The following is a 25066-nucleotide window of genomic DNA, read 5'->3' on the forward strand; positions in this document are numbered from 1 at the left end:
CGGGCGCCCTGCCCGGCCTGTTTTACTCCCACTTACCGGCACCGCCGGCCAGCATCTCCCGCACAAACGCCGGTACTACCTCACTCGCCAACCCGTAGCGCCGCTCATGGAACTGGCTCTCCACCTGGCTTGGCTCCAGGTTCAGCTCCACCGTATGCGCGCCGCCCAGCCGGGCCTCATGCACAAAGCCAGCCGCCGGGTAGACGTGGCCGGAGGTGCCGATGGCGATAAAGTAGTCAGCTTGCGCCAGCGCCTGATAGATCTCATCCATGCCGATCGGCATCTCGCCGAACCACACCACATGCGGGCGCAGCGGCGCGGGGAACTGGCAACAGTGGCAGCGATCTTCCAGCGTCAGATCACCGGGCCACGCCACCACCTGACCGGAGCGGGTGCAGCGCGCCTTCAGCAGCTCGCCATGCATATGCAGCACCTGATGGTTGCCGCCGCGCTCGTGCAGATCATCAATATTCTGCGTCACCAGCAAAAAGCGGTCGCCGAGCGCCGCCTCCAGCTCCGCCAGCGCGAGGTGCGCGGCGTTGGGCGCAATCTCTGGCTGTTGCAACTGCCGACGGCGGGCGTTGTAGAAGTTCTGCACCTTGAGCGGATCGCGCTGGAACCCTTCCGGCGTGGCGACCTCCTCCACCCGGTGCTCCTCCCACAACCCATCCGCCGCCCGGAAGGTACGGATGCCCGACTCCGCGGAGATGCCCGCGCCCGTCAATACCACCACAAAAGGTTTTTTCATCTCGGTAGCCGCCATATTGTCCCGATGGAAAATGCGTGAGCGAAACCGTTGTTGCCGCAAGCGTTTGTGCTTACGGAAACGGCGCAACCTGTGGCGCGTCTGCATGACACCTGCTCCCCTGTAGCCGCCCAGCCCGGCCCAATGCCGGGTCAGGTATTAGTCTAACAAATTTAAACAGGCTGCCCCGCGTGCGCCGCCCGCATCGCCGTGGCGCGCCCGTTCAATGCGTGGCGCCACGCTGCCCGGCAGCAGGTGGGCCGACAACCGCGCCGCCAGCGCCGGGTAGATCTCCGCCATGTTTGACAGCCCGCCGCCGATCACCACCAGATGGGGGTCAAGCAGGGTCAGCAGGTTGCCAAGGCAGATGGCAAGCAGATCCAGGTAACGGTCGAGGTGCGCCTGCGCCGCGCCATCACCGGCCCGGCTGGCGGCGATGATCGCGGGCGCGGCGAGCGTCTGGCCGGTGGCCTGCGTATAGAGCCACTCAAAGCCGCGGCCTGACAGGTAGTTCTCAATGCACCCCTGCTGGCCGCAGCCACAGGCCAGCAGCGGCGTCTCCCACCCCAGCCGCGCCAGTGCATCCACCGGCAGGCGGAGGTGGCCGAACTCACCGGCCACGCCGTTGCGCCCGGCAAACACCCGGCCATTGAACACCAGCCCGCCGCCGACGCCGGTGCCCAGAATCAGCCCCAGCACCGACGGGTAGGCGCGGAACTCCTCATCCCACGCCTCGGAGAGCGCAAAGCAGTTGGCGTCATTGTCGATGCGCACCGCCCGCCCCAGCGTGGCCGCCAAGTCAGCCTGAAAACCGTGGCCGGAGGCGGCGGGCACATTGGCGGAAAACAGCGTGCCGTCGGCGCGTACCAGACCGGGAATGCCGACGCCAACGCGGCCGGTGCCAAAGCGGGCATCCGCCTCCTGCGTCAGGCCAGCGAAGGCCGACAGCAACGCGGCATAGTCATCCCGTGGCGTCGGCACCCGCTTGCGCCACAGTGGCGTGAGCTGTGGGTCAAACACCGCCAGCTCAATCTTGCTGCCGCCCATGTCGAAGCCGTAGTACATGCCTTCCCCTGCCATCACTGGCCGCCGCTCAGCACCCGCGCCGGGTCGATGCGGCTGGCGCGCCGTGCCGGATACCAGCTGGCAATCAGGCTCAGCACGATGGCGGTCAGCAGTACGCCAGCCACGTCGAGCCAGTGCAGTTCCGAGGGCAGGAAGTCGATGAAGTAGATGTCACCCGACAGGAAGCGGTGGCCAATCAGCGTCTCCAGCCCGTGGATGATGGGCGTCAGTTGCAGCGCCGCCACCACACCCACCACCACGCCGCTCAGGCTGCCGAGCAGCCCGGCCAGCAGGCCGTACCAGATGAATACCGCGCGGATCAGCCGGTCGCTGGCCCCGAGGGTGCGCAGCACCGCGATGTCGCTGCTTTTGTCCTTCACCGCCATCACCAGCGTGGAGACGATGTTAAAGCAGGCGACGCCAATAACCAGCACCAGCGCCAAATACATGATGCCGCGCACCATCTCGATGTCGCGGTACATATAGCCATAGGTGCCGATCCAACTGCGGATGTAGACGTAGGCTTCCGTCACCTTGCCAGCCTCACGCACCAGCGTGTTGGCGGTGAACGGATCCTGCGCCTTGATGGCGATGCCCGTGACACTGTCACCCATGTCCTGATAGCGCTGGGCATCCGCCAGCGGCACCATCGCAAAGCTGTGGTCAAGCTGGCCGCTCAGTTGCAGGATGCCGGTCACATGCAGGCGGATACGCTTGGGCTGCAACAATTTGCCCTGCGGATCGCTGTTGGGGATCATCACCGTCACCGAGGAGCCAGCCTTGACGCCTAGCTCATCCGCCAGCCCCTTGCCGATAATCACCTGCTGCTCGCCAGCACGGAAGTGGCTCCAGGCCTCACCCTGCACAAAGTGCGGCAGTGCGCTCAGGCGCGCCTCCTGCTGCGGATCGACGCCCTTCACCTGCACCGCACGCAGCTTCGCGCCGCTCTCCAGCAGGCCGGTAAAGTTGATGTAGGGCGCAGCGGCTGCCACGCCGGGCACCTGCGCCACCTTTGACAGCAGCCCCTGCCAGCCCTCAAAAGGCTGGTTCACCGGCTCAATCTCGCCGTGGGGCACCACCGCCAGAATGCGGTTGTTCAGCTCCCGTTCGAAGCCGTTCATGGCGCTCAGGCCAACGATCAGCACGGCCACCCCCAGCGCGATGCCGACGGTGGAGATGATGGAGATCAGTGACACCATGCCGCTGCGGCGACGGCCGCGGCTAAAGCGCAGGCCAATCACCAGAGAGAGAGGCAGCCCCATTACGGCGTCCCCAGCAGGGTCAATTCCTGCTGCAACTGACCGTCACGCATCTCCAGCTGGCGGTTGAGGCGGCGCGCCAGATGCAGGTCATGGGTCACCACCAGGAAGGCGGTGCCTTGACGCACGTTCAGCTCGCCCAGCAGCTCAAAAATGCTGTCGGCGTTGCGCTGGTCGAGGTTGCCGGTTGGCTCATCCGCCAGCACCAGCGCCGGGCTGTTCACCAGCGCCCGGGCAATCGCCACGCGCTGGCGCTCGCCGCCGGATAGCTCGGAGGGGCGGTGGTGGGCGCGCTTCTCCAGCCCAACCGCCGCCAGCATCTCGCGTGCCTTCTCCTGCGCCGCGCCCATTTTGCCCGCCCCAATCAGCAGCGGCATGGCGACGTTCTCCAGCGCGGTGAAGTCCGGCAGCAGGTGGTGGAACTGGTAGATAAAGCCCAGCTCGCGATTGCGCAGCTCGGCCTTGGCGCGTGACGAGAGGCGGCTCAGCGCCTGCCCCTTGAACACCACGTCGCCAGAGGTGGGGGTATCCAGTCCGCCCAGCAGGTGCAGCAGGGTACTCTTGCCGGAACCCGAACTGCCGACGATCGCCATCATCTCACCCGGCTGCATGGCAAAGGTGACGTCGCGCAGCACATCGGTATGCAGCTTGCCCTCCTGGTAGGTCTTGCACAGGCTGTCGCACTGCAATAAGGGATGGTTACTCATAACGTAAAGCCTCAGCGGGTTGAACGGCGGCAGCGCGCCAGGATGGGTAGAGCGTGGAGAGCAGCGCCACCGCCATCGCCACCAGCGCGATGCTGATGATTTGCAGCGGTTCGATGTCCACCGGCAGCGCGGTGCCGGCCACCGCCATGCCGAGCGCCGGCATGATGTGGTCGAGCTGGCTGGCCAGCAGCGTGCCGAGGGTCGCGCCCAGCAGCGCGCCGATGATGCCCGCGCTGGCGCCCTGCACCATGAACACCGCCATGATCTGGCGGCGGGTCAGCCCCTGGGTTTGCAGGATCGCCACCTCACCCTGCTTCTCCATCACCAGCAGGCCAAGGGAGGTGATGATGTTGAAGGCGGCCACCGCCACGATCAGGCTCAAGAGCAGCCCCATCATGTTCTTCTCCATGCGCACCGCCTGGAACAGCTCGCCCTTGCGCTCACGCCAATCTTTCCACTGGGTGTTGGCTGGCAGCGGCTGGCGGCTCAGGGTATCGACCGCCAGCGGCTGTTGCAGCGTCAGGCGCCAGCCGGTGATGTTACCGGCCGGGTAGCGCATCAGGCGCGAGGCGTCCTGCTGGTTGACCAGCAACTGGTAGCCGTCGACCTCGCTGTTGGCGGCAAAGGTGCCGATCACCGTGAACAGGCGCTGGCTGGGGATGCGCCCCATCGGCGTGAACTCGCTGGCGCTGGTGACCATCAGGCGCAGGGTGTCGCCGCGCTTGACGCCCAGCTGGCCGGCCAGCTGCTCGCCCAGAATCACGTTGTAGCCGCCGGGCTGGAGCTGCTGCTGGCGCACGCCCACCAGATAGCGGGCCAGCGGCTCCGGCTGGTCAGGGGTGACGCCCAGCATCACGCCGACCGCCACGCCACGGGCGCTCTGCAACACCACCTCGCCAGTGGTCAGCGGCACAATGCCACTGACGCCCTGTAACCCTTTCAGGTCAGTGGCGGGCAGCGTTTTTGGATTGATTGACCCCTGTGGGGCGGTGATCAGGGCCTGGGGCATCAGCCCGAGGATGTTGCGCTCAAGGTCGCGCTCAAAGCCGTTCATCACCGACAGGACAGTCACCATCGCCATCACGCCGAGCGTAATGCCAATGGTGGAAAGCCAGGAGACGAACCGGCCAAAGCGGTCTGAGGCTCGCCCGCGCATGTAACGCAGGCCGATAAATAATGCGACAGGTTGATACATGAAATCCGTTTTGAGGCAGTTGCTAAAGCAAAGTGATCAAGGATAATAAAGGGTAGTCCCGCATTAGGGAACCACTAACCGATTAACTGCTAGGCTTTTATTGTTGCTTACGCTGAACACCCGTCGCTTACGCTTCACATCGCGTTGACTGGCGCCAAGGCGCCAGCCATGCTTAAGACTGCCAGCCCGGAACCGGTGCGAGTGAGGCATGATGCCGCCGCGCCGTCGCCGTCCGTGACTGAACAATGAGAATGTAAAACTGCCTATGCCTCACACATACCGCTATTCCCTGCCCGCCCGCCGTGGTGATGTCCGCCTATTGGGCCAACTGACCGGTTCGGCCTGCGCCGTTGAGTGCGCCGAGATCATTGAGCGCCATGATGGCCCGGTGATGCTGATTGCGCCCGACATGCAGAACGCCCTGCGCCTGCGTGACGAGATTCAGCAATTTACCTCGCACCTGGTGACCGCGCTGGCGGATTGGGAGACGCTGCCCTACGACAGCTTCTCGCCGCACCAGGAGATCATCTCCGCCCGCCTCTCCAGCCTCTACCAGTTGCCTACCCTGGAGCGCGGCGTGATCATCCTGCCGGTCAACACCCTGATGCAGCGCGTCTGCCCGCACGCCTTCCTGCACGGCCACGCGCTGGTGATGCGCAAGGGGCAGCGGTTGTCACGCGACAAGCTGCGCGCCCAGCTGGAGCAGGCGGGCTACCGCAGCGTGGATCAGGTGATGGAGCATGGCGAGTATGCCACGCGCGGCGCGCTGCTCGACCTCTATCCGATGGGCAGTGAGGAGCCGTACCGCATCGACTTCTTCGATGACGAGATCGACAGCCTGCGGGTGTTTGACGTGGATACCCAGCGCACCCTGAGCGAGGTGGATCGCATCAACTTGCTGCCAGCGCACGAGTTCCCCACCGACAAGGCGGCGATTGAGCTGTTCCGTAGCCAGTGGCGCGAGAAGTTCGACGTCCGGCGCGAGCCGGAGCATGTCTACCAGCAGGTGAGCAAGGGCACCTTCCCGGCCGGGATTGAGTACTGGCAGCCGCTGTTCTTCAGCGAGCCGCTCACCACCCTGTTCAGCTACCTGCCGGAGAACGCCCTGCTGGTGAACACCGGCGACCTTGAGGCCTCCGCCGAGCGTTTCTGGCAGGATGTGAACCAGCGCTATGAGAACCGCCGCGTTGACCCGATGCGCCCGCTGCTGGAGCCGGAGGCGCTCTGGTTGCGGGTCGATGCCCTGTTCAGTGAACTGAAGCAGTGGCCGCGCGTGCAGCTCAAGGGTGACACCCTGCCGGAGAAGGCGGCCAACACCAACCTCGGCTACCAGCCGCTGCCACTGCTGGCGGTGGAGCCGCAACAGCGCACGCCGCTGGACAACCTGCGCCGCTTTACCGAATCCTTCGACGGCAGTCTGGTCTTCTCCGTGGAGAGCGAGGGGCGGCGCGAGGCGTTGCAAGAGCTGCTGGCGCGCATCAAGCTGCGCCCGACGCTGATTGACCGTCTGGAGCAGACCGAACCGGCTGGCCACTACCTGATGATTGGCGCCAGCGAGCGCGGCTTCCTCAACGCGGATCGCCAGTTGGCGCTAGTATGCGAAAGCGACCTGCTGGGCGAGCGCGTCAGCCGCCGTCGGCAGGACAACCGCCGCGCCATCAATACCGAGACCCTGATCCGCAACCTGGCGGAGCTGCACCCCGGCCAGCCGGTGGTGCACCTTGAGCACGGCGTCGGGCGCTATGCTGGCATGACCACGCTGGAGGCTGGCGGCATCAAGGCAGAGTATTTGATCCTAACCTATGCCGGCGAGGACAAACTCTATGTGCCGGTCTCCTCGCTGCACCTGATCAGCCGCTACGCTGGCGGGGCCGACGAGAACGCGCCGCTGCACAAACTGGGCGGCGACGCCTGGAGCCGGGCGCGGCAGAAGGCCGCCGAGCGGGTGCGCGACGTGGCGGCGGAGCTGCTGGACATCTACGCCCAGCGCGCCGCCAAGGCCGGTTACGCCTTCCGCCATGACCGCGAGCAGTACCAGCTTTTCTGCCAATCCTTCCCGTTTGAGACCACGCCGGATCAAGAGCAGGCAATCAATGCCGTGCTGCATGACATGCGCGAGCCGCTGGCGATGGATCGGCTGGTGTGCGGCGACGTCGGCTTCGGCAAGACCGAAGTGGCGATGCGCGCCGCCTTCCTGGCAGTGGAGAACAACAAACAGGTGGCGGTGCTGGTGCCGACCACCCTGCTCGCCCAGCAGCACTTTGACAACTTCCGCGATCGCTTCGCCAACTGGCCGGTGCGCATTGAGCTGATGTCACGCTTCCGCAGCGCCAAGGAGCAGCAGGGCGTGCTGGAACAGGCGGCCGAGGGCAAGGTGGACATCATCATCGGCACCCACAAGCTGCTGATGAGCGACCTGCGCTGGAAAGATCTCGGCCTGCTGATTGTCGATGAGGAGCACCGCTTCGGCGTGCGCCACAAGGAGCGCATCAAGGCGATGCGCGCTGACGTCGACATCCTGACCCTGACCGCCACGCCGATCCCGCGCACGCTCAACATGGCGATGAGCGGGATGCGCGATCTCTCCATTATTGCCACCCCACCGGCGCGCCGGCTGGCGGTGAAGACCTTCGTGCGCGAGTATGACAGTCTGGTGGTGCGCGAGGCGATCCTGCGTGAGGTGCTGCGCGGCGGTCAGGTCTACTACCTCTATAACGACGTCGAGAACATTGAGAAGGCGGCGCGGCGGATTGAGGAGCTGGTGCCGGAGGCGCGGGTGGCGGTCGGCCACGGCCAGATGCGCGAGCGCGATCTGGAGCGGGTGATGAACGACTTCCACCACCAGCGCTTCAACGTGCTGGTCTGCACCACCATCATTGAGACCGGCATCGACATCCCGAGCGCCAACACCATCATCATTGAGCGCGCCGATCATCTCGGTCTGGCGCAGTTGCACCAGCTGCGCGGCCGCGTGGGCCGTTCACACCATCAGGCCTACGCCTACCTGCTGACGCCGCCGCCGAAGGCGATGAGCACTGACGCGCAGAAGCGGCTGGAGGCGATCGCCTCGCTGGAGGATCTGGGTGCCGGGTTTGCGCTGGCGACCCACGATCTGGAGATCCGCGGCGCGGGCGAGCTGCTGGGCGAAGACCAGAGCGGCCAGATGACCAGCGTCGGCTTTACCCTCTACATGGAGTTGCTGGAGAGCGCGGTCAATGCCCTGAAAGAGGGGCGTGAGCCGTCGCTGGAGGATCTCACCAGCAGCCAGACCGAGGTGGAGCTGCGGATGCCCTCGTTGCTGCCGGAGGACTTTGTGCCGGACGTCAACACCCGCCTCTCCTTCTATAAGCGCATTGCCAGCGCCAAGCACGAGGGCGAGCTGGAGGAGATCAAGGTGGAGCTGATTGACCGCTTCGGCCTGCTGCCGGATGCGGCGCGCAACCTGTTGAGCATCGCCGCGCTACGGCTGACGGCGCAGGCGCTGGGCATCAAGCGGATTGAGGGCAACGACCGTGGTGGCTTTATTGAATTTGGCGAGAAGAACCGCGTCGATCCGGGCTACCTGATTGGGCTGTTGCAGAAGGAACCACAGGTCTACCGGCTGGATGGGCCAACCAAGCTGAAGTTCACCCGCGATCTCAGCGAGCGCAACCTGCGCCTCTCCTTTATCGGCGACCATTTGAAGGCCTTCGCCGCCCATACCCTGTAACCTACCGGGCGGCGTTGCGCCGCCCAAAAAAACGCCCGTGCCAATGTTAACGCCACTCGCTTAGCCCGCTAAGCGATCAGAACTAACACTGCGCACGGGCGCGGTTTTTTTATCAGGTACGGTGGCTGTCGGTCAGCACCAGCTGGCCATTGTGATCCAGCGGGATCTGGCTGCCCGGCTGGTGATCCATCCGCACTTTGCCCTCTTGCTCGCCAATTTTGTAGGTCACGTCATAGCCCAGCGTCTTTTGCGACTTGTCATAGACCGTGCTGCATGACTGCTGGGTGGTGGTGTAGGTGTCGCGATCCTGCAATGCGCTCTGCGCGCGGTTGCCCGCAAAGCCACCTGCCAGCGCACCGGCCACCGTGGCGACATCACGGCCACGGCCGCCGCCAAACTGGTGTCCCAATACCCCACCCGCCACCGCGCCCAGCACTGAGCCGGTCAGTTGGTGCTCATCCTGCACCGCCCGGCGGTGGGTCACCGTGACATCGCGGCATGACTGGCGCGGCGTCTTGACGGTTTCAGTAATTGGTGTGCTTTTGATGACCTGCGCGTAGCGTGGGCCGGAGAACGCATCCATGTTGCTGGCAACTGCCGCAATGCCCAGCGCCGCGGCAATGCCGATGCCGATACCGGCGACCATTGATTTATTCATAGAGATACCCCCCGGTTTTACTCACGCATTCTGCTGATTGCGCCTGCAAAGTGCGGGCGCAAACCCTCCTGCCGGAGGGGGAGGCGTGCGTGTATCGCCCCCTGCTAATGGCGCAGAGTGTGCCTCTGCCAACGGCGGCCTGCAATAAGCGGAATGGACGAAAGGTGTGGATTTATGATGGGAAAACACGGGTTTCGGAGTAGTCTGAAGGAGGAGTGCGACTTAAGCAAAATTTATGCTGCGGTACAGGATGAAAAATCCTGTCGGCGGGCTAATACCGCCTGCCTAAGATAAATTGAGTGAATGGGATAGTGGGTGTTTGATAGACGAACCGGACTTAAAAAGCCCCATCAGAGTGATGGGGCTTTTGACCTTAGTGCAGCTTCAGGTGCGGGCGAATGACGCGGTTGATGCGGCTGACCAGCATCATCAGGCCAGTGCGCAGGTAACCATGCAGCGCCACCTGGTGCATCCGGTAGAGGGAGATGTAGACGAAGCGCGCGATGCGCCCCTCCACCATCATGGAGCCGCGCATCAGGTTACCCATTAGGCTGCCTACGGTGCTGAAGCGCGACAGCGACACCAGCGAGCCGTGGTCTTTGTAGACGTAGGGCTTCAGCTTGTCGTCGTGACCCTTAAGCTGCTGCAAGATGTTTTCGTAGCAGCGGGAAGCCATCTGGTGCGCCGACTGGGCGCGGGGCGGCACAAACTTGCCGTCTGGCTGTGGGCAGGAGGCGCAGTCGCCAATGGCGTAGATGGCCGGATCACGCGTGGTTTGCAGCGTCGGCTCCACCACCAACTGGTTGATGCGGTTAGTCTCCAGACCCCCAATCTCCTTCATAAAGTCCGGTGCCTTGATGCCCGCCGCCCAGACCATCAGATCCGCCTGAATATACTCGCCACCCTTGGTGTGCAGGCCGCCGGCGTCGGCGCTGGTGACCATGGTGTTGGTCAGCACGCGCACGCCCAGCTTGTTTAGCTCCTGATGGGCGGCAGCGGAGATGCGTGGCGGCAGCGCAGGCAGGATGCGTTCGCCCGCCTCGACCAGCGTCACGTTCAGCGCCTGGCTATCCAGCCCTTTGAAGCCGTAGCTGTGCAGCTCTTTTACCGCATTGTGCAGCTCAGCTGACAGCTCCACGCCTGTCGCGCCGCCGCCGACGATGGCGATGTTGACGCGCTCGCCCTCTTTCTGGCTGGCCGAGAACTTCAGGAACAGGTTTAGCATCTCGTTGTGGAAACGGTGCGCCTGATGGGGGTTATCCAGGAAGATGCAGTTGTCTTTGACGCCCGGCGTGCCGAAGTCATTTGAGGTGCTGCCCAGCGCCATCACCAGAATGTCATAGGGGAGTTCGCGCTCCGCCACCAGCAGCTCGCCCTGTGCGTCACGGATCTCCGCCAGACGGATGGTTTTGCCTTCGCGGTTGATGTCAGTCAGCGATCCCAGTTGGAAGGCAAAGTGATGGTTGCGCGCATGAGCCAGATAGCTCAGCTCATCCACGCCGGCATCCAGGGAGCCGGTGGCTACCTCATGCAGTAACGGTTTCCATAAGTGGCTATTATTGCGGTCCACCAGGGTAATTTCAGCCTTGTTGCCACGGCCTAATTTTTTCCCCAGGCTGGTTGCCAGCTCCAGCCCGCCGGCGCCACCACCTACGATTACGATTTTCTTCATTGGTGCAGTCAATTTGACCCCCTCAAATGTGAACCAATTGTGATCTAAAAGTTAAAGTAATATCCTTAGAAAACATATGGTTCGCGTAAATTAAACCAGCATCTCCGGGCAGAATATCACGGCAGGTTATTTGGTCATACCAAAATTGATATACATCAAACTTTTTTGTTTATGTTATGGACAAATTAAGATTTTTACTTATTTAAATCATTGGGTTATTACGCGCGATACTCTCTAGCCCAGTCAGTTATAAGGCGAGGGAGCGTACAACCCTGGTATGGAAAAGCGACAAGCGCAGTGGAAGCGAGGTGACCACTGGCCGCGCCGTGCGGGCGCGGGCCATTTGTTAAGGATAGTCTGAAAATCAGCCAGCGATTTTGAAGGCGCTGATGCGTTGGAGATGCGGGGAGAGATCTTTGAATTTGTGGCTCTGCCGCTCATCCCAAAGGGTTTCATAGTAGGGGTGCAGGGCCGTGGCGCTGCGTTGGCTGTCGAGCACCTCATCATGGCGGGAGAGGATCAGCAGGCAGCGCCCCCGGTTGCGCTGGCGAAAGTCGCTGACGCACTTGGTGGCGATATCCAGATACTCCTCCGGGCGGTCAATCTTGCCCGGCATGTTCTCCTCTGGCCACAGGTTGGGATTGACCGCCACCTGCCGGATGCCGCACAAAAAGCCGATGCGCTCGGCCCAGAAGCCGCCCAGCCCCACGCCGCAAATCAGCGGGCGCGTATCCCCGCCCTGCTGCAACGTTCGGTCGACTTCCCGCAATAGGTGCTGCATGTCGTGGCGCGGATGGCGGGTGCTGTAACTCAGCAACCGCACATCCGGGTCAATGAACTGGAGCTGCAACACCTTTTCATGGTTGCCGGGACTGGTTGAATCAAAGCCGTGCAGATAGATGATCATGCGCTTCCCCTCTGGCGTAAGGCGGCCCCGTGGGGCCGCAGCTTATCCGGCGAGTTGCTGTTTATGCGCCTGCCAGCGGGCATCCAGGGCCGTCAAATCCTGATGGGCCTGTTTCCAGCGCGGCGAATCCAGCAGCTCCTGCCGGGTGTAGTTACCGCGATGATACAATTGCGCAACCTGGGATGCGTTGACCGGTGTCAGGTTATCCAGCACGCTGACCGCCCCGGCGCGGTTGTTGCACACCAAAATCATGTCGCAACCGGCATCCAGTGAGGCCTGCCCACGCTCGGCGTAGCTGCCCATCACGGCCGCGCCCTCCATCGAGAGATCGTCAGAGAAGATAATGCCGCCAAAGCCCAGCTCCTGCCGCAGCACCTGCTTCAGCCACCACGGCGATCCGCTGGCCGGGCGCGGATCGGCCTCGGTATAGATGACGTGCGCCGGCATGATGGCGTCCAGCCGGCCGCGGGCAATCAGCTCGCGGAAAATCAGCATGTCATGGGCGCGGATCTCCGCCAGCGGGCGCGGGTCGTGCGGGGTCTCTTTGTGGGAGTCGGCCGCCACCGCGCCGTGGCCGGGGAAGTGCTTGCCCGTGCTCTTCATCCCGGCGGCGCGCATCCCCTGGATAAAGCGATCCGCCACCGCCAGCGCCTGTTGCGGCTCGGCGTGGAAAGAGCGCTCGCCAATCGCCGCGCTACCGTGGCCGATATCCAGCACCGGCGCAAAGCTGATGTCGATGTCCATGGTGATCATCTCGGCGGCCATCAGCCAGCCGGCCTCTTCCGCCAGTCGCCCCGCCTCATGCGGATCGTTGAGCGCAGCGAAGGACTGCGCCGCTGGCAGGCGGGTGAAGCCCTCGCGGAAGCGCTGCACGCGTCCCCCCTCCTGATCAACCGCCACCACCAGTCGCTCGCGCGAGGCCTGACGGATCTGGCGAACCAGCTCGCGCAGTTGCGCGGCGTCATGGAAATTGCGGCTGAACAGGATCAGGCCACCCACCAGCGGATGGCGCAGGATCTCGCGCTCCTCGGCATCCAGTTCATATCCTTCAACATCTAACATTAGCGGGCCCACGGTACTCTCCCTTCTCTACTCGCGTTACAGGAAACCGGCCAGCGGCCGGTTTCGTTATCGGTTCAATAAGTGGGCGTGCAGCGCATCGGCTGCCGCCCGGAACGGCGCTTCGCCGCTCTGTTGCCAGCGTACTTCGTACCACATCAGCATCAGGTAGTCGATCCAGGGTAGCCAGCGCCCTATCGCCGCCGCCAGCCGACGGGCATCGCCGTAGCCGCCCTGTGCGCAGTAGGCATCCACTAGCGCTGGCAGGCACGCCTCAGACCAGCCATTGCCGCGCACCAGCGCTGCCAGTTCGCAGGCGATGTCGCCATCGGCGGCGTACTCCCAGTCAATCAGCCGCCAGCCGGACGGCGTGGCGATGAGGTTGCTGGCGTGGATATCCATATGCAGCGGCGCACACTTCAGCGTTGGCGGCAACGGCGCGCGCATCAGTGCCCGGTGCCAGCGCAGCCAGCGTGGCGTCAGGCGGCGGCGATCAATCTGCTGCCACTGGCGCACCAGCTGCGCCTTCAGCGCCAGCGGTGTGCCGCCACGCGGTTGACGGTGCACCCGCGCCAGCAGCGCCGCCAATGGCGCAAGACCCGCGGCGAAGGTGGATGCCTCCAGCGGTGCGCCCGGCAACCAGCGCAGCCACAGCCAGCCGAGGTGGTAGCCGAGCGGCTGTGGCCCGGTCTCCCCGGCTGCCTGCGTCCGCAACATTCGCTGTTCGCGGCGGCGGCTGACGCCCATCCGCTGCATTGCGGCACTCTGGCGGCGCGCCAGAAAGCAGCCAGCCGGCGTCTCCACCCGCCAGCTCTGGCCGGAGAGACCGGCCACCGGGCTGAAATGACAACCGGCGGTTTTCACCGCCGGCAGGAGGAGACGCAGACTGTCCAGCAGGCTGGGATCAACGTTGGGTATCGCCACTGCCTGACCAGACAATTTCACCGGTCTGCACCAGCATCAGTTGCATCTCCAGCGTGGGTGCCTTGGCGCTGCCGCTGGCGTCGCTGTAGAGCACGTACTGCGCCTTCAGGTAACGCGCCAGGCCAATCGCCTTACTGCGCGACACCAGACTGTCATCCGCCGACAGGCCGAGGGTCTGCTTGGCCTGCGTCAGCTGGCTGGCTGGCACCACCGAGAAGGTGTTGTTGGATGCCAGCGCATTATAGAGCGCGGAGGTGGCGGCACCGGTTTGCAGGCGGCCATTGGTGCTGTTTTTCACGTTGTCCAGCAGCAGCACGCTGCCGCTCTCCACGCCATCGGCCCGCAGCATCTGCGCAATCAGCGGCTGCACGCTGGCCTGCCAGTCAATCGGCTTTTGCATTTTTGGCGGCTGCGGCACGGTGTCCGTTGGCGTGGGCTGCGTCGGTTGCGGCTGCGGTTGCGGCGGCACGGGCTGGGTCGGCTGCGGCTGGCCGGGAATGGTGGTGACAGGCGCCTGCGGCTCTTCCGCCGGACGGTTGATACAGCCTGACAGGATCAGCGCGGCGGCAGCCACGAACAGGAACTTTTTCATCTACCCTCTCGATGCTTTAAAGATAAAGGTATAAACGCACGCTGTCGGCATACAGGTTGCCCATCAGCGAATAGACGGTGGCCGTGGAGGCTGGCGCGATGGTCACGGTGCGCGACGGCTCAAATGGCATCAGCTCCAGCCCTTTGGCGTCGTACCAGTAGAAGCGGTAGTGCACGGTGACCGGCACGTTCTGGCCATTGGAGAGCACCGAGGCGGCGCTCTTGCGCCCGGAAGCGTCGGCGATGGTGGGCTTGCCAGCAATCACCCCGGCGGTCAGCACCGGCGACTCCATCACCACGGTTTGTTGCTCATTTAAGGCAATGTGCTGTGGCGTGCTGCACCCGGCCAGGGCGCCACCCACCAGCAGGGCCAGCACGGCCCGGCCATAAAGCTGCATAGTGTTTTCCCGTCAGCGCGACAGCATCGGCCCCAGCGCACGGCCACCCAGCAGGTGCATATGGATGTGGTACACCTCCTGACCGCCATGCTTGTTGCAGTTCATGATCAGGCGGTAACCATCCTCCGCGATCCCCTCCTGCTCGGCAATTTTCGCTGCCACGGTGAACATCCGGCCCAGCGCGTGCTCATGCTCCTCGGCGACGTCATTGACCGTAGGGATCAGCAGGTTCGGTACAATCAGGATATGGGTGGGCGCCTGAGGGGAGATGTCGCGGAATGCGGTGACCAGCTCATCCTGGTAGACCACGTCAGCGGGGATCTCGCGGCGGATAATCTTACTGAAAATTGTCTCTTCGGCCATGGCGGTTGTCCTTTGGTGACGATAAAACGATGTACGCAGTATGAGTGACAATTTCCATCTCTTTCAACCTCATTCCACAGATTAACCGCTGACTGCCGGAGAAAAGAGCAGCGGATCGGCCAGCGCTCGCGCTTCGCCGCATAAAAAAAGGGGGGCTTTCGCCCCCCTCTGTCGCTCCCCAACCGGCATTAGTGATTACGGATGTAATCGTCCATGTCCGTTTTGAGGTTGTCGGATTTGGTGCCAAAGATTGCCTGAACACCTGAGCCAGCCACGACCACGCCAGCCGCGCCCAGTTTCTTCAGCCCAGCCTGATCAACGCGGGAGACATCCGCCACGCTGACGCGCAGACGGGTGATGCAGGCGTCGAGGTTGGTGATGTTCTCTTTGCCGCCAAAGGCCTGTACCAGCGCTGCCGACATTTCGCTGCCGCTCTGGGTGGACTTGTCGCCCGCCACATCTTCACGGCCCGGGGTTTTCAGGTCCAGCTTGGCAATCAGCAGGCGGAAGATGGAGTAGTAGATCAGACCATAGATGACACCGATGATTGGGAACAGCCAGATGTTGCTGCTGTTGCCACTCAGTACCACGAAGTCAATCAGGCCGTGCGAGAAGCTGGTGCCGTCACGCATCCCCAACAGGATACAGATCGGGAAGGCCAGACCCGCCAGGATGGCGTGGATGCCGTACAGGATCGGTGCCACGAACATGAAGGAGAACTCGATCGGCTCGGTGATACCGGTCAGGAACGAGGTCAGCGCGGCGGAGATCATGATGCCGCCCACTTTGGCGCGGTTTTCCGGCTTGGCCGAGTGCCAGATGGCGATGGCCGCGGCCGGCAGGCCGTACATTTTGAACAGGAAGCCGCCAGAGAGTTTACCTGCGGTCGGGTCACCCGCCATGTAGCGCGGAATGTCGCCGTGGAAGACCTGACCAGCTGCGTTCACGTACTCACCAATCTGCATCTGGAAAGGTACGTTCCAGATGTGGTGCAGGCCGAACGGTACTAGAGCGCGCTCAACCACGCCGTAGATGCCGAACGCCACCACCGGGTTCTGGTAGGCCGCCCATTGGGAGAAGGTCTGGATCGCCGTACCGACCGGAGGCCAGATGAAGGAGAGCAGCACGCCCAGGATGATTGCCGCCAGGCCGGAGATGATCGGCACAAAGCGTTTCCCGGCGAAGAAGCCCAGATACTCTGGCAACTGGATGCGGTAGAAACGGTTGAACATGTACGCCGCAATGGCACCGGCGATAATGCCGCCGAGCACCCCGGTGTCCGCGAGGTGTTTCGCCGCGATCTCCTCTGCCGGCAGGTGCAGTACCAGCGGGGCCACCACCGCGATGGTTTTCACCATGATGCCGTAGGCCACCACTGCCGCCAGCGCCGAGACGCCGTCGTTATTGGTGAAGCCCAGCGCCACGCCAATGGCGAAGATCAGTGGCATATTGGCGAACACTGAGCCGCCCGCTTCCGCCATCACATGGGAGACGATGAGCGGCAACCAGCTGAAGTTGGCGGAACCGACCCCAAGCAGGATACCTGCGATGGGCAGTACCGACACCGGCAGCATAAGCGATTTACCTACTTTCTGTAGGTTGGCAAATGCATTCTTGAACATAATTGAGTGTGCTCCTGAGTAATAGTGCTCTTGGTACTACATGCACCTGACAGCTAAGAGGAGGCAGTCCGGTGTCCAGTAAAGGGGGGAGAGAGCCTTTACTGAGGGGGTGTCTGAAGCACCCCTTTAATTTTTACGAAGAGTAAAATAAATGCCGTTTGCAATGTTTGATAACAATCACGTTTCTCAAAATAAAAGATGTATCTTTCATTTCAAATGACATTTTTTAACGGCAAAGGCAATTTATTGGCAGATAAGCCGCCAAAATGGGTGCCGGTGAACAGGATTTCATCGCCATTAATTACGCGCTGAAAAATAAAGCACCGGCACGGTGCGCCTTAAGATTAGGCCAGGGTAGGAAGATTAACGTGGAACAGGCGAGAAAAGTTTTCGCTGGTGGCAGCGGCCAGCTCGTCGAGGGAGACGCCTTTCAGCACGGCCATGTACTCCGCCACGTCGCGCACATAGGCTGGCTGGTTCTCCTTGCCACGGTGCGGCACCGGCGCCAAATAGGGGGAGTCGGTCTCCACCAGAATGCGGTCAAGCGGCACATAGCGCGCGGCTTCCCGGATCTGCTCGGCATTGCGGAAGGTCAGGATGCCGGAGAAGGAGATATAGAAGCCCAGATCCAGCAGTGCCTTCGCGGTGGGCTGATCCTCGGTGAAGCAGTGCAGCACACCGCCGCACTCGCCAGCCTGCTCCTCACGTAGGATCGCCAGCGTGTCTTCGCGCGCATCACGGGTGTGCACGATCACCGGTTTGTTCAGCTCGCGGCCAATGCGGATATGGTTGCGGAACGACTCCTGCTGCACATGCAGGTTCTCTTTCTGGTAGAAGTAGTCCAGCCCGGTCTCGCCCATCGCCACCACGCGCGGGTCGGCGGCCAGGCGGCGCAGCGTCTCCACCTCATACTCCTCCTCCATGTTCAGCGGGTGCACGCCGCAGGAGAAGGCCACATCGGGCCGCTCGCCAACCAGCTCGCGCATGGCGCTGTAGCCCGGCAGCGTGGTCGCCACCGCCAGGAAGAACTTCACGCCGCGCTGGTGCGCTTTGGTCAGCGCGTCATCGACGCTGGTATGGAGATCCTGATAGTTCAGGCTATCAAGGTGGCAATGCGAATCAACTAACAACATAATTTTTAAACTCTACAACCGGTTAAAAGGAGGGTGTTGGCGCGGCGAGCCGGGCTTCCCAGCCAAGCAGGCACTCCGTCAGCAGTAGCTCGCGGTTGACGGCGGTGACCGTCAGCAACTGGTGGCGGCAGGTGAGCCACGCCTGCAAGGTCGCCTGCAACATGCCCGGCGAGTGGGCCGCCGCCAGTGCCGCCGCCAGCGGTTGCTGGTCTTGGTTTAGCAGATAGTGGAACGCGCCCTGTTGCCACTTCAGGGCATCCAGCAGCAGCGTGCTCAACCAGTGTAGCCGCTCGGCGGCATCCTCGTGGTTGAGTTGCGGCAGAAGCGCCAACAGGTTGCGCGTGGGCAACAGCTCGCCGAGCATACGGCACAACTGTTGGCGCTGCTGCCAGCGCTCTGGTTGCAACAGCGCGGCGGCGGCCAGCGGCGCGCCGCGGCTCAACCGCAGCGCCGTAGCCACGCTCTGTGCCTCCGCAGGCTGCTGGCGCTGGATCCACTGGCTGCTCAGCGCCTCCGGTGGCGTGGGCAGCGGCCAGTAGCTGCAACGGCTGCGCAGCGTTGGCAACAAGCGGGCAGCGCTGTGGCAGCCCAACAGGAAATAGGTCTTCTCCGGCGGCTCTTCCAGCGTCTTCAATAGGGCGTTGGCGGCGGCCTCCGTCAGCCCCTCCGCCTGCGCCAGCCACACCACCTTGGCCCCACCCTGCTGGGCGTGATGATAGAGCGAGTCGATCACCTGACGCACCCGGTCGATGCCGAGCGCGCTTTTGCCCTTCTCCGGTGCCAGCACGTGCCAGTCCGGATGATTGCCAGCCAGCATCAGGCGGCAGCTGTGGCACTCGCCGCAGCTCTTCTCCCCCTGTGGATGCTGGCACAGCAACCAGCGGCTCAGCCCGTAGACCAGCGCGTCAGCACCGTTGCCCTCTTCGGCCTGAATCAGCAGCGCATGGTGGCCGCGCCCGGCCTGATACTGGCCAATCAGCTGGCGGTAGGGGCCATTGAGCCACGGATACCAGTTCATCCGCCCTGCCCCGGCTGTTGCAGCCACTGTTGCAGCACCGCGGTAATCTGGGCCGACACCTGTGGCAGCGGCTGGGCGGCATCAATGGTGCGGATGCGCGCATCCTCGGCGGCCAGCGCCTGATAACGGGCGCGGGTGCGTTCGAAGAAGTCCAGCGACTCCTGTTCAATGCGATCCAGCGCACCGCGCTGGCGCGCGCGTTCCAGCCCCACCGCCGGCGGCAGGTCAAGGTAGAGCGTTAGGTCAGGGCGAAATGCGCCCAGCGCTACGTCACGCAGCGTAGCCATCATCTGCGGGTCAATGCCACGCCCGCCGCCCTGATACGCCTGTGAGGAGAGGTCATGGCGATCGCCCACTACCCACGCACCGCGTGCCAGCGCCGGCTTGATCACCGTCTCCACCAGCTGGACGCGCGCCGCGTAGAGCATCAGCACTTCGGCCTTGGCGGTCAGGCTCTCCCCTTCAATGCCCTGCTTGATCAGGGTACGCAGTTGCTCCGCCAGCGGTGTGCCGCCCGGCTCACGGGTAAAGACAATCTCGGTAATGCCTGCGGAGTGCAATGCTGCCACCACGGTATCGCGGGCGGTGGTTTTGCCGGCACCCTCCAGCCCCTCAATCACAAGAAATTTGCCGTTCATGGTTGGTTAGCGCCCCGCACTGGTTTTCAGGATTTCACGATAATGTTGCACCGCCTTGTTGTGGTTCTCAAGGTTGGTGCTGAAAGTGTGCCCGCCGGTGCCATTCGCCACAAAGTAGAGGTAGGGCGTTTTGGCCGGGTGCGCCGCCGCTTGCAACGAGGCCAGACTTGGCATGGCGATCGGCGAAGGCGGCAGGCCGGAGATGACATAAGTGTTGTAGGGGGTCGGTGTCTCCAGATCCTTGCGGGTGATGTTGCCATTGTAGGCTTCACCCATGCCGTAGATCACGGTCGGATCGGTTTGCAGGCGCATCCCGATGCGCAGGCGGTTGATAAATACCGAGGCCACCTCATCACGCTCCTCACTGACGGCGGTCTCCTTCTCAATGATGGAAGCCATGGTCAGCAGGTCATTGGGCGTTTTGTACGGCAGGTTGGGCGCACGCTGTGCCCAAATCTCCGCGATGCTCTTCTGCATCCGTGCATAGGCACGTTTCAACAGCGAGAGATCGCTCATGCCAGCGGTGTAGAGGTAAGTATCGGGGTAGAGCTGCCCCTCCACTTTTTCGCCCGCGTTGATGCCCAGCGCCGCGGCAATGGCGGCCTCATCCTTGCCCGCCAGCTCATGTTTCAGGTAGGGGGCCGCCTGCAACACCTGCAACCAGTCGGTCAGGCGCAGCCCTTCAATGAAGCGAATGCCAAATTGCGCCTCTTTGCCGCTCACCAACAGTGCCAGCATCTGTCGCACGGTCATGCCCGGCGTAAAGCGGAAGGTGCCAGCCTTGACATTCGCCAGCGAAGGCTCAATACGCAGCAGCCAGGCGAACCACGGACTGGGTGCCAGCACCTGCTGCTCGTTCAGCAGCGTCTCCAGGCCAGTGCGGCCCGTCCCCGCTGGCAGGGTAAAGATCGTCTCCTGACGAATGGTCAATTTCTGGTCGGCAAAGTGTTCCGTGCTCTGGTAGACAAACACTGCCGCCGCAATCAAGGCCGCGGCCAGTAACACGAGAAGCTTCAGTCTCTTATTTTTCATTCAACAGCCAATAGTTAACAATGGGGGGCCAATGCCTGATAGAGGGTATGGGAGTGATAGCGCCATGACGCCGCACTTTTCACCGGCAGCAACGGCATCAGCGCGTTGCAGACCAGTACCTCGTCCGCCTCCGCCAGCGCCGCGAGGGGTTCCCGGACAATCTCGACCTGATACTCCGGCCGCTCGGCCAACAGCGCCAAAATATGCCGGCGCATGATACCGTCCACGCCCGAGAGACGCAGATCCGGCGTCTTTACCCGCCTGCCCTGGCGCCAAAATAAATTAGCCGCACAGCATTCCACCAGCATCCCGGAAGTGTCAAGCACCAGCGCCTCCTCGGCGGTTGTCTGCTCAAGATGCATCCGAATCAACACCTGCTCCAGCCGGTTGAGATGTTTGATGCCGGCCAGCAGCGGGCTTTGCGCCAGCGGCACCGGGCTGGGCGCCAGCGTAATGCCACGCTCACGCCAGAGGTGGTAGTGCGCGGGATAAGCAGAAGTATTGACTACGCGCGTCGGCTGCTGGCAGCCAGCTGGGCTGTAGCCGCGCCCGCCGCTGCCGCGCGTCAGCACCACTTTCAATACCCCCTCCCCCTGCGCGGCAGCGGCCTGTTGCATCTCTATCGCCAGTGATGCCCAAGGCACGCCCTCAATTCTGAGCGCCGTTGTGCCAGCTTGCAGGCGCGCCAGATGGGCGGTGAGCCACTGCACCTCCCCCGCCTGTACGCGGGCAGTGGTAAAGCAACCATCGCCAAACTGCATACCCCGGTCGCTGACCGGCAGAGTGGTGGCGGGCTGGCCGTTGATCCAATACATCGCGCCTCCAACGGTTAAAATGTAAAAATCCTTGTGTCCTGAGACTGGCAATCGCCACCGGGGTTCCGGCCGCTGGCGCTGCCGCAATAAAAAAGCCCGGCAGAACCGGGCTTAGGTAGGCATCTCGCTTGCGCGTTATCGTTATTTATACCCGACGGAAGACCAACGAGCCGTTGGTGCCGCCAAAGCCAAACGAGTTGCACAGGGTGTACTCCATCTCCTTCACCTGACGCGCCTCATGCGGCACGAAGTCCAGGTCACAGCCCTCATCCGGGTTGTCCAGGTTGATGGTCGGCGGCACGGCCTGATCGCGCAACGCCAGTACGGTAAAGATTGACTCCACGGCACCCGCCGCGCCCAGCAGGTGGCCGGTCATGGATTTGGTGGAGCTGACCATGACACGTTTCGCGTCGTCACCGAACACCGATTTCACCGCCTGCGCTTCAGCCTTGTCACCCGCAGGGGTGGAGGTGCCGTGGGCATTGATGTAACCGATGTCAGAGGTGGTCAGGCCGGCATCCTGGAGGGCGTTTTTCATCGCCATCGCCGCGCCTGCGCCATCTTCCGGCGGAGAGGTCATGTGGTAAGCGTCGCTGCTCATGCCGAAACCGACGATCTCTGCATAAATTTTCGCGCCGCGTTTTTTCGCATGCTCATACTCTTCCAGCACCATGATGCCTGCGCCGTCACCCAGCACAAAGCCGTCACGGTCGCGATCCCAAGGACGGCTGGCCGCCTGTGGGGCATCATTGCGGGTGGAGAGCGCGCGTGCCGCACCGAAACCGCCGACACCCAATGGGGTACTGGCTTTTTCTGCGCCGCCAGCCAGCATGACGTCCGCATCGTTATAAGCGATGATACGGGCAGCATGGCCGATGTTGTGCACACCAGAGGTACAGGCGGTGGCAATGGAGATGCTCGGGCCACGCAGGCCATACATGATGCTCAGGTGGCCGGCGATCATGTTGACGATGGTGGAGGGCACAAAGAACGGGCTGATTTTGCGGGGGCCGCCATTGACCAGCGCGGTATGGTTCTCTTCGATCAGGCCCAGTCCGCCGATGCCGGAGCCAATAGCTGCCCCGAAGCGGGTGGCGTTCTCTTCCGTGACCTGAATACCGGAATCTTGCATGGCCTGGATACCGGCCGCAACGCCGTATTGGATGAAGGCGTCCATCTTGCGTGCATCTTTGCGCGAGATGAAGTCTTCACAGTTAAAATCCTTTACTAAGCCTGCAAAACGCGTTGCATAGGCAGTAGTATCGAAATGGTCGATTAGGCTGATGCCGCTCTGACCGGCAAGGAGAGATTTCCACGTGGACTCTACAGTATTGCCGACAGGAGACAACATGCCCAGTCCGGTCACAACAACTCGACGCTTAGACACGTTTGTCCTCCAGGGAGGGAAAAAAATATTGATACTCAGGGATAGAAAAACTTAGGCGGTCGAATGACCGCCTAGATATGTTCGCTTACTGCTGGCTAGCCTGGATGAAATCAATGGCTGCTTGAACAGTAGTGATCTTCTCAGCTTCTTCGTCCGGAATCTCAGTATCAAACTCTTCTTCCAGAGCCATTACCAGCTCAACGGTGTCAAGAGAATCAGCGCCGAGGTCATCAACAAAAGAAGCGTTGTTTGTAACTTCTTCCTGCTTAACACCAAGCTGTTCAACGATGATTTTCTTAACGCGTTCTTCGATAGTGCTCATACTCTTAAATTTCCTATCAAAACTCGCTTTCGCGATGGTTTTCGTAGTGTATAAAATGTTGAAAAAGATGCAACTAAATCCCGGCTGGTCAAACCACGATTTTACGCTATTTTGCGGTGTTTACCTCAAATAACGCAAATAGTTTTCGTGATTTTTAAATCATATACATGCCGCCATTGACATGTAACGTTTCACCGGTGATATAGCCAGCCTCATCAGAGGCTAAAAAAGCAACAGCGCTGGCGATTTCTTTAGCTTCCCCAAGCCGGCTAGCCGGAACCTGGGCCAAAATGCCTGCGCGTTGATCTTCTGTCAACGCCTGTGTCATGTCCGTCTCAATAAAGCCGGGCGCCACGACGTTAACGGTAATGCCACGTGAAGCAACTTCACGTGCCAAAGATTTGCTAAAACCAATCAGACCCGCTTTAGCCGCCGCGTAGTTCGCCTGACCTGCATTGCCCATGGTGCCGACGACGGAACCAATGGTGATGATACGGCCAAAACGCTTTTTCATCATAGCGCGCATTACCGCTTTTGACAGACGGAATACGGAAGTCAGGTTCGTGTCCAGGATATCCTGCCACTCATCATCTTTCATACGCATCAACAGGTTGTCACGGGTGATACCGGCGTTGTTGATCAAAATATCGATCTCGCCGAATTCCGCACGAATTGTTGCCAGTACGGCGTCAATTGAGGCGGAATCCACCACGTTCAGCATCAGGCCCTTGCCGTTCTCGCCCAGATAGGCGCTGATGGCTTCAGCCCCTTTTTCGCTGGTTGCGGTGCCGATAACTTTGGCGCCGCGCGCGACCAGCGTCTCAGCGATAGCCCGGCCGATGCCGCGGCTTGCCCCAGTTACCAGGGCAATTTTTCCTTCGAAGCTCATTGTTTTCCTCTTTTTATTGTTCAAGCGCCGCCGACAGGCTGGCCGGATCGTTTACCGCAGCCGCTGTCAGGGTGTCAACAATACGTTTGGTCAGACCGGTCAATACTTTGCCCGGCCCTACTTCAATCAGGTGCGCCACGCCATTGGCGGCCATGAACTCCACGCTCTCGGTCCAGCGAACCGGGCTGTAGAGCTGGCGAACCAGCGCGCTGCGGATGGCTTCCGGCGAGGTTTCGCTCTTCACGTCAACGTTGTTGACGACCGGGATGGCTGGGGCGGAGAAGGTCACGCTCTCCAGCGCCTGCGCCAGTTTCTCTGCGGCAGGCTTCATCAGCGCACAGTGGGACGGCACGCTGACCGGCAGCGGCAGGGCACGCTTCGCGCCAGCAGCCTTACAGGCGGCATTGGCGCGCTCTACGGCCTCTTTGTTGCCGGCAATCACGACTTGGCCTGGGGAGTTGAAGTTGACCGGTGATACCACCTGCCCTTCCGCAGACGCTTCACACGCCTTGGCAATGGCGTCATTGTCCAGGCCGATGATCGCGGACATCGCACCCGTGCCTTCCGGCACGGCTTCCTGCATCAGCTTGCCACGCAGTTCCACCAGACGGATCGCTTCCTGGAACTCCAGCACGCCAGCGCACACCAGCGCTGAGTACTCACCCAGGCTGTGGCCAGCCAGCATGGCTGGCATCGCGCCGCCCTGCTGCTGCCAGACGCGCCAGATGGCCACAGAGGCCGCCAGCAGTGCCGGCTGGGTCTGCCAGGTCTTGTTCAGCTCTTCTGCTGGCCCCTGCTGAACCAGCTGCCACAGGTCGTAACCCAGCGCCGCGGAGGCTTGTGAGAAGGTCTCTTCCACAATCGGGTACTGCGCAGCCAAGTCAGCCAGCATACCCAGCGCCTGGGAACCCTGCCCAGGGAATACCATTGCAAATGTCGTCATTATTTTTATCTCGCG

Annotated in this window: 24 protein-coding genes; 1 reads left to right on the top strand and 23 read right to left on the bottom strand. The window is 62.1% G+C overall.

What is annotated here, in order from left to right; genetic code table 11:
* Nucleotides 1–22: 22 nt before the first annotated feature.
* From cobB to lolC, 5 genes are read right to left on the bottom strand one after another with little or no spacing between them, the layout of a single operon-like run.
* Entirely contained in the window at nt 23–853 is an 831-nt protein-coding gene (gene cobB / locus ACK3SD_RS10575) for a Sir2 family NAD+-dependent deacetylase (RefSeq protein WP_481125451.1), read from the bottom strand.
* Nucleotides 854–904: 51 nt separating this feature from the next.
* Complete coding sequence (nagK, locus tag ACK3SD_RS10580) at nt 905–1810, bottom strand: N-acetylglucosamine kinase (protein ID WP_481125452.1); 906 nt, start codon at nt 1808–1810, stop codon at nt 905–907.
* A gap of 14 nt (nt 1811–1824) precedes the next feature.
* Nucleotides 1825–3072 carry a lipoprotein-releasing ABC transporter permease subunit LolE gene (gene lolE / locus ACK3SD_RS10585; protein ID WP_481125453.1) on the bottom strand — a complete coding sequence of 416 codons (1248 nt, stop codon included), beginning with the start codon at nt 3070–3072 and terminating at the stop codon, nt 1825–1827.
* On the bottom strand, nt 3072–3776 hold the full coding sequence (gene lolD, locus ACK3SD_RS10590) for a lipoprotein-releasing ABC transporter ATP-binding protein LolD (protein ID WP_137763523.1): 705 nt from the start codon (nt 3774–3776) through the stop codon (nt 3072–3074). Before lolD ends, lolE begins: the two co-directional genes overlap by 1 nt.
* The gene (gene lolC / locus ACK3SD_RS10595; RefSeq protein WP_481125454.1) at nt 3769–4971 is read right to left on the bottom strand and encodes a lipoprotein-releasing ABC transporter permease subunit LolC; all 1203 of its coding nucleotides are present in this window, start codon (nt 4969–4971) and stop codon (nt 3769–3771) included. Before lolC ends, lolD begins: the two co-directional genes overlap by 8 nt.
* Before the next feature lie 265 nt (nt 4972–5236).
* Here lolC and mfd point away from each other — a divergent pair, with 265 nt between their 5' ends.
* Nucleotides 5237–8680: a transcription-repair coupling factor gene (gene mfd, locus ACK3SD_RS10600; RefSeq protein ID WP_481125455.1), complete on the top strand. Its 3444-nt coding sequence runs from the start codon at nt 5237–5239 to the stop codon at nt 8678–8680.
* A 112-nt stretch (nt 8681–8792) separates the two neighbouring features.
* Here mfd and ACK3SD_RS10605 read toward each other — a convergent pair whose 3' ends face one another.
* The 18 genes from ACK3SD_RS10605 to fabD all read right to left on the bottom strand — a co-directional run bounded on the left by ACK3SD_RS10605 (nt 8793) and on the right by fabD (nt 25051).
* Nucleotides 8793–9338: a glycine zipper 2TM domain-containing protein gene (locus tag ACK3SD_RS10605; protein ID WP_481125456.1), complete on the bottom strand. Its 546-nt coding sequence runs from the start codon at nt 9336–9338 to the stop codon at nt 8793–8795.
* A 373-nt stretch (nt 9339–9711) separates the two neighbouring features.
* A complete protein-coding gene (locus tag ACK3SD_RS10610) occupies nt 9712–11022 on the bottom strand; it encodes an NAD(P)/FAD-dependent oxidoreductase (RefSeq protein WP_137763527.1) in 1311 nt (436 codons plus the stop codon).
* 352 nt (nt 11023–11374) lie between these two features.
* Nucleotides 11375–11917 (bottom strand): alpha/beta hydrolase YcfP, encoded by a 543-nt coding sequence (gene ycfP / locus ACK3SD_RS10615; protein ID WP_137763528.1) that lies wholly within the window; start codon nt 11915–11917, stop codon nt 11375–11377.
* Between the two features lie 42 nt (nt 11918–11959).
* Nucleotides 11960–12979: a beta-N-acetylhexosaminidase gene (gene nagZ, locus ACK3SD_RS10620; protein WP_137763529.1), complete on the bottom strand. Its 1020-nt coding sequence runs from the start codon at nt 12977–12979 to the stop codon at nt 11960–11962.
* Between the two features lie 66 nt (nt 12980–13045).
* Nucleotides 13046–13921 carry a phosphotransferase gene (locus ACK3SD_RS10625; protein ID WP_481125457.1) on the bottom strand — a complete coding sequence of 292 codons (876 nt, stop codon included), beginning with the start codon at nt 13919–13921 and terminating at the stop codon, nt 13046–13048.
* A complete protein-coding gene (gene lpoB, locus ACK3SD_RS10630; RefSeq protein ID WP_137763530.1) occupies nt 13881–14492 on the bottom strand; it encodes a penicillin-binding protein activator LpoB in 612 nt (203 codons plus the stop codon). The genes ACK3SD_RS10625 and lpoB overlap by 41 nt, the downstream gene beginning before the upstream one ends.
* 16 nt (nt 14493–14508) lie before the next feature.
* Nucleotides 14509–14889 carry a YcfL family putative periplasmic lipoprotein gene (locus ACK3SD_RS10635; RefSeq protein WP_481125458.1) on the bottom strand — a complete coding sequence of 127 codons (381 nt, stop codon included), beginning with the start codon at nt 14887–14889 and terminating at the stop codon, nt 14509–14511.
* A gap of 12 nt (nt 14890–14901) precedes the next feature.
* Complete coding sequence (gene hinT, locus ACK3SD_RS10640) at nt 14902–15252, bottom strand: purine nucleoside phosphoramidase (RefSeq protein ID WP_137763532.1); 351 nt, start codon at nt 15250–15252, stop codon at nt 14902–14904.
* 188 nt (nt 15253–15440) lie between these two features.
* Nucleotides 15441–16874 (bottom strand): PTS glucose transporter subunit IIBC, encoded by a 1434-nt coding sequence (gene ptsG / locus ACK3SD_RS10645; RefSeq protein ID WP_137763533.1) that lies wholly within the window; start codon nt 16872–16874, stop codon nt 15441–15443.
* Between the two features lie 344 nt (nt 16875–17218).
* Entirely contained in the window at nt 17219–18007 is a 789-nt protein-coding gene (locus ACK3SD_RS10650; RefSeq protein WP_481125459.1) for a metal-dependent hydrolase, read from the bottom strand.
* Between the two features lie 22 nt (nt 18008–18029).
* A complete protein-coding gene (holB, locus tag ACK3SD_RS10655; protein ID WP_481125460.1) occupies nt 18030–19025 on the bottom strand; it encodes a DNA polymerase III subunit delta' in 996 nt (331 codons plus the stop codon).
* A complete protein-coding gene (gene tmk / locus ACK3SD_RS10660) occupies nt 19022–19663 on the bottom strand; it encodes a dTMP kinase (RefSeq protein ID WP_481125461.1) in 642 nt (213 codons plus the stop codon). Before tmk ends, holB begins: the two co-directional genes overlap by 4 nt.
* A gap of 6 nt (nt 19664–19669) precedes the next feature.
* Nucleotides 19670–20695, bottom strand: a complete 1026-nt coding sequence (gene mltG, locus ACK3SD_RS10665) for an endolytic transglycosylase MltG (protein ID WP_481125462.1) — start codon at nt 20693–20695, stop codon at nt 19670–19672.
* Nucleotides 20696–20709: 14 nt separating this feature from the next.
* Nucleotides 20710–21510 carry an aminodeoxychorismate lyase gene (gene pabC / locus ACK3SD_RS10670; protein WP_481125463.1) on the bottom strand — a complete coding sequence of 267 codons (801 nt, stop codon included), beginning with the start codon at nt 21508–21510 and terminating at the stop codon, nt 20710–20712.
* 145 nt (nt 21511–21655) lie between these two features.
* Nucleotides 21656–22897, bottom strand: a complete 1242-nt coding sequence (gene fabF / locus ACK3SD_RS10675; RefSeq protein WP_137763539.1) for a beta-ketoacyl-ACP synthase II — start codon at nt 22895–22897, stop codon at nt 21656–21658.
* Nucleotides 22898–22982: 85 nt separating this feature from the next.
* Nucleotides 22983–23219, bottom strand: coding sequence for an acyl carrier protein (acpP, locus tag ACK3SD_RS10680; RefSeq protein ID WP_137763540.1), 237 nt, complete (start codon nt 23217–23219; stop codon nt 22983–22985).
* Nucleotides 23220–23373: 154 nt separating this feature from the next.
* Nucleotides 23374–24108, bottom strand: coding sequence for a 3-oxoacyl-ACP reductase FabG (fabG, locus tag ACK3SD_RS10685; RefSeq protein ID WP_137763541.1), 735 nt, complete (start codon nt 24106–24108; stop codon nt 23374–23376).
* A 13-nt stretch (nt 24109–24121) separates the two neighbouring features.
* Nucleotides 24122–25051 (bottom strand): ACP S-malonyltransferase, encoded by a 930-nt coding sequence (fabD, locus tag ACK3SD_RS10690; protein WP_481125464.1) that lies wholly within the window; start codon nt 25049–25051, stop codon nt 24122–24124.
* Nucleotides 25052–25066: the final 15 nt, after the last annotated feature.

The organism is Chimaeribacter sp. YP20170169 (genome assembly GCF_056739715.1).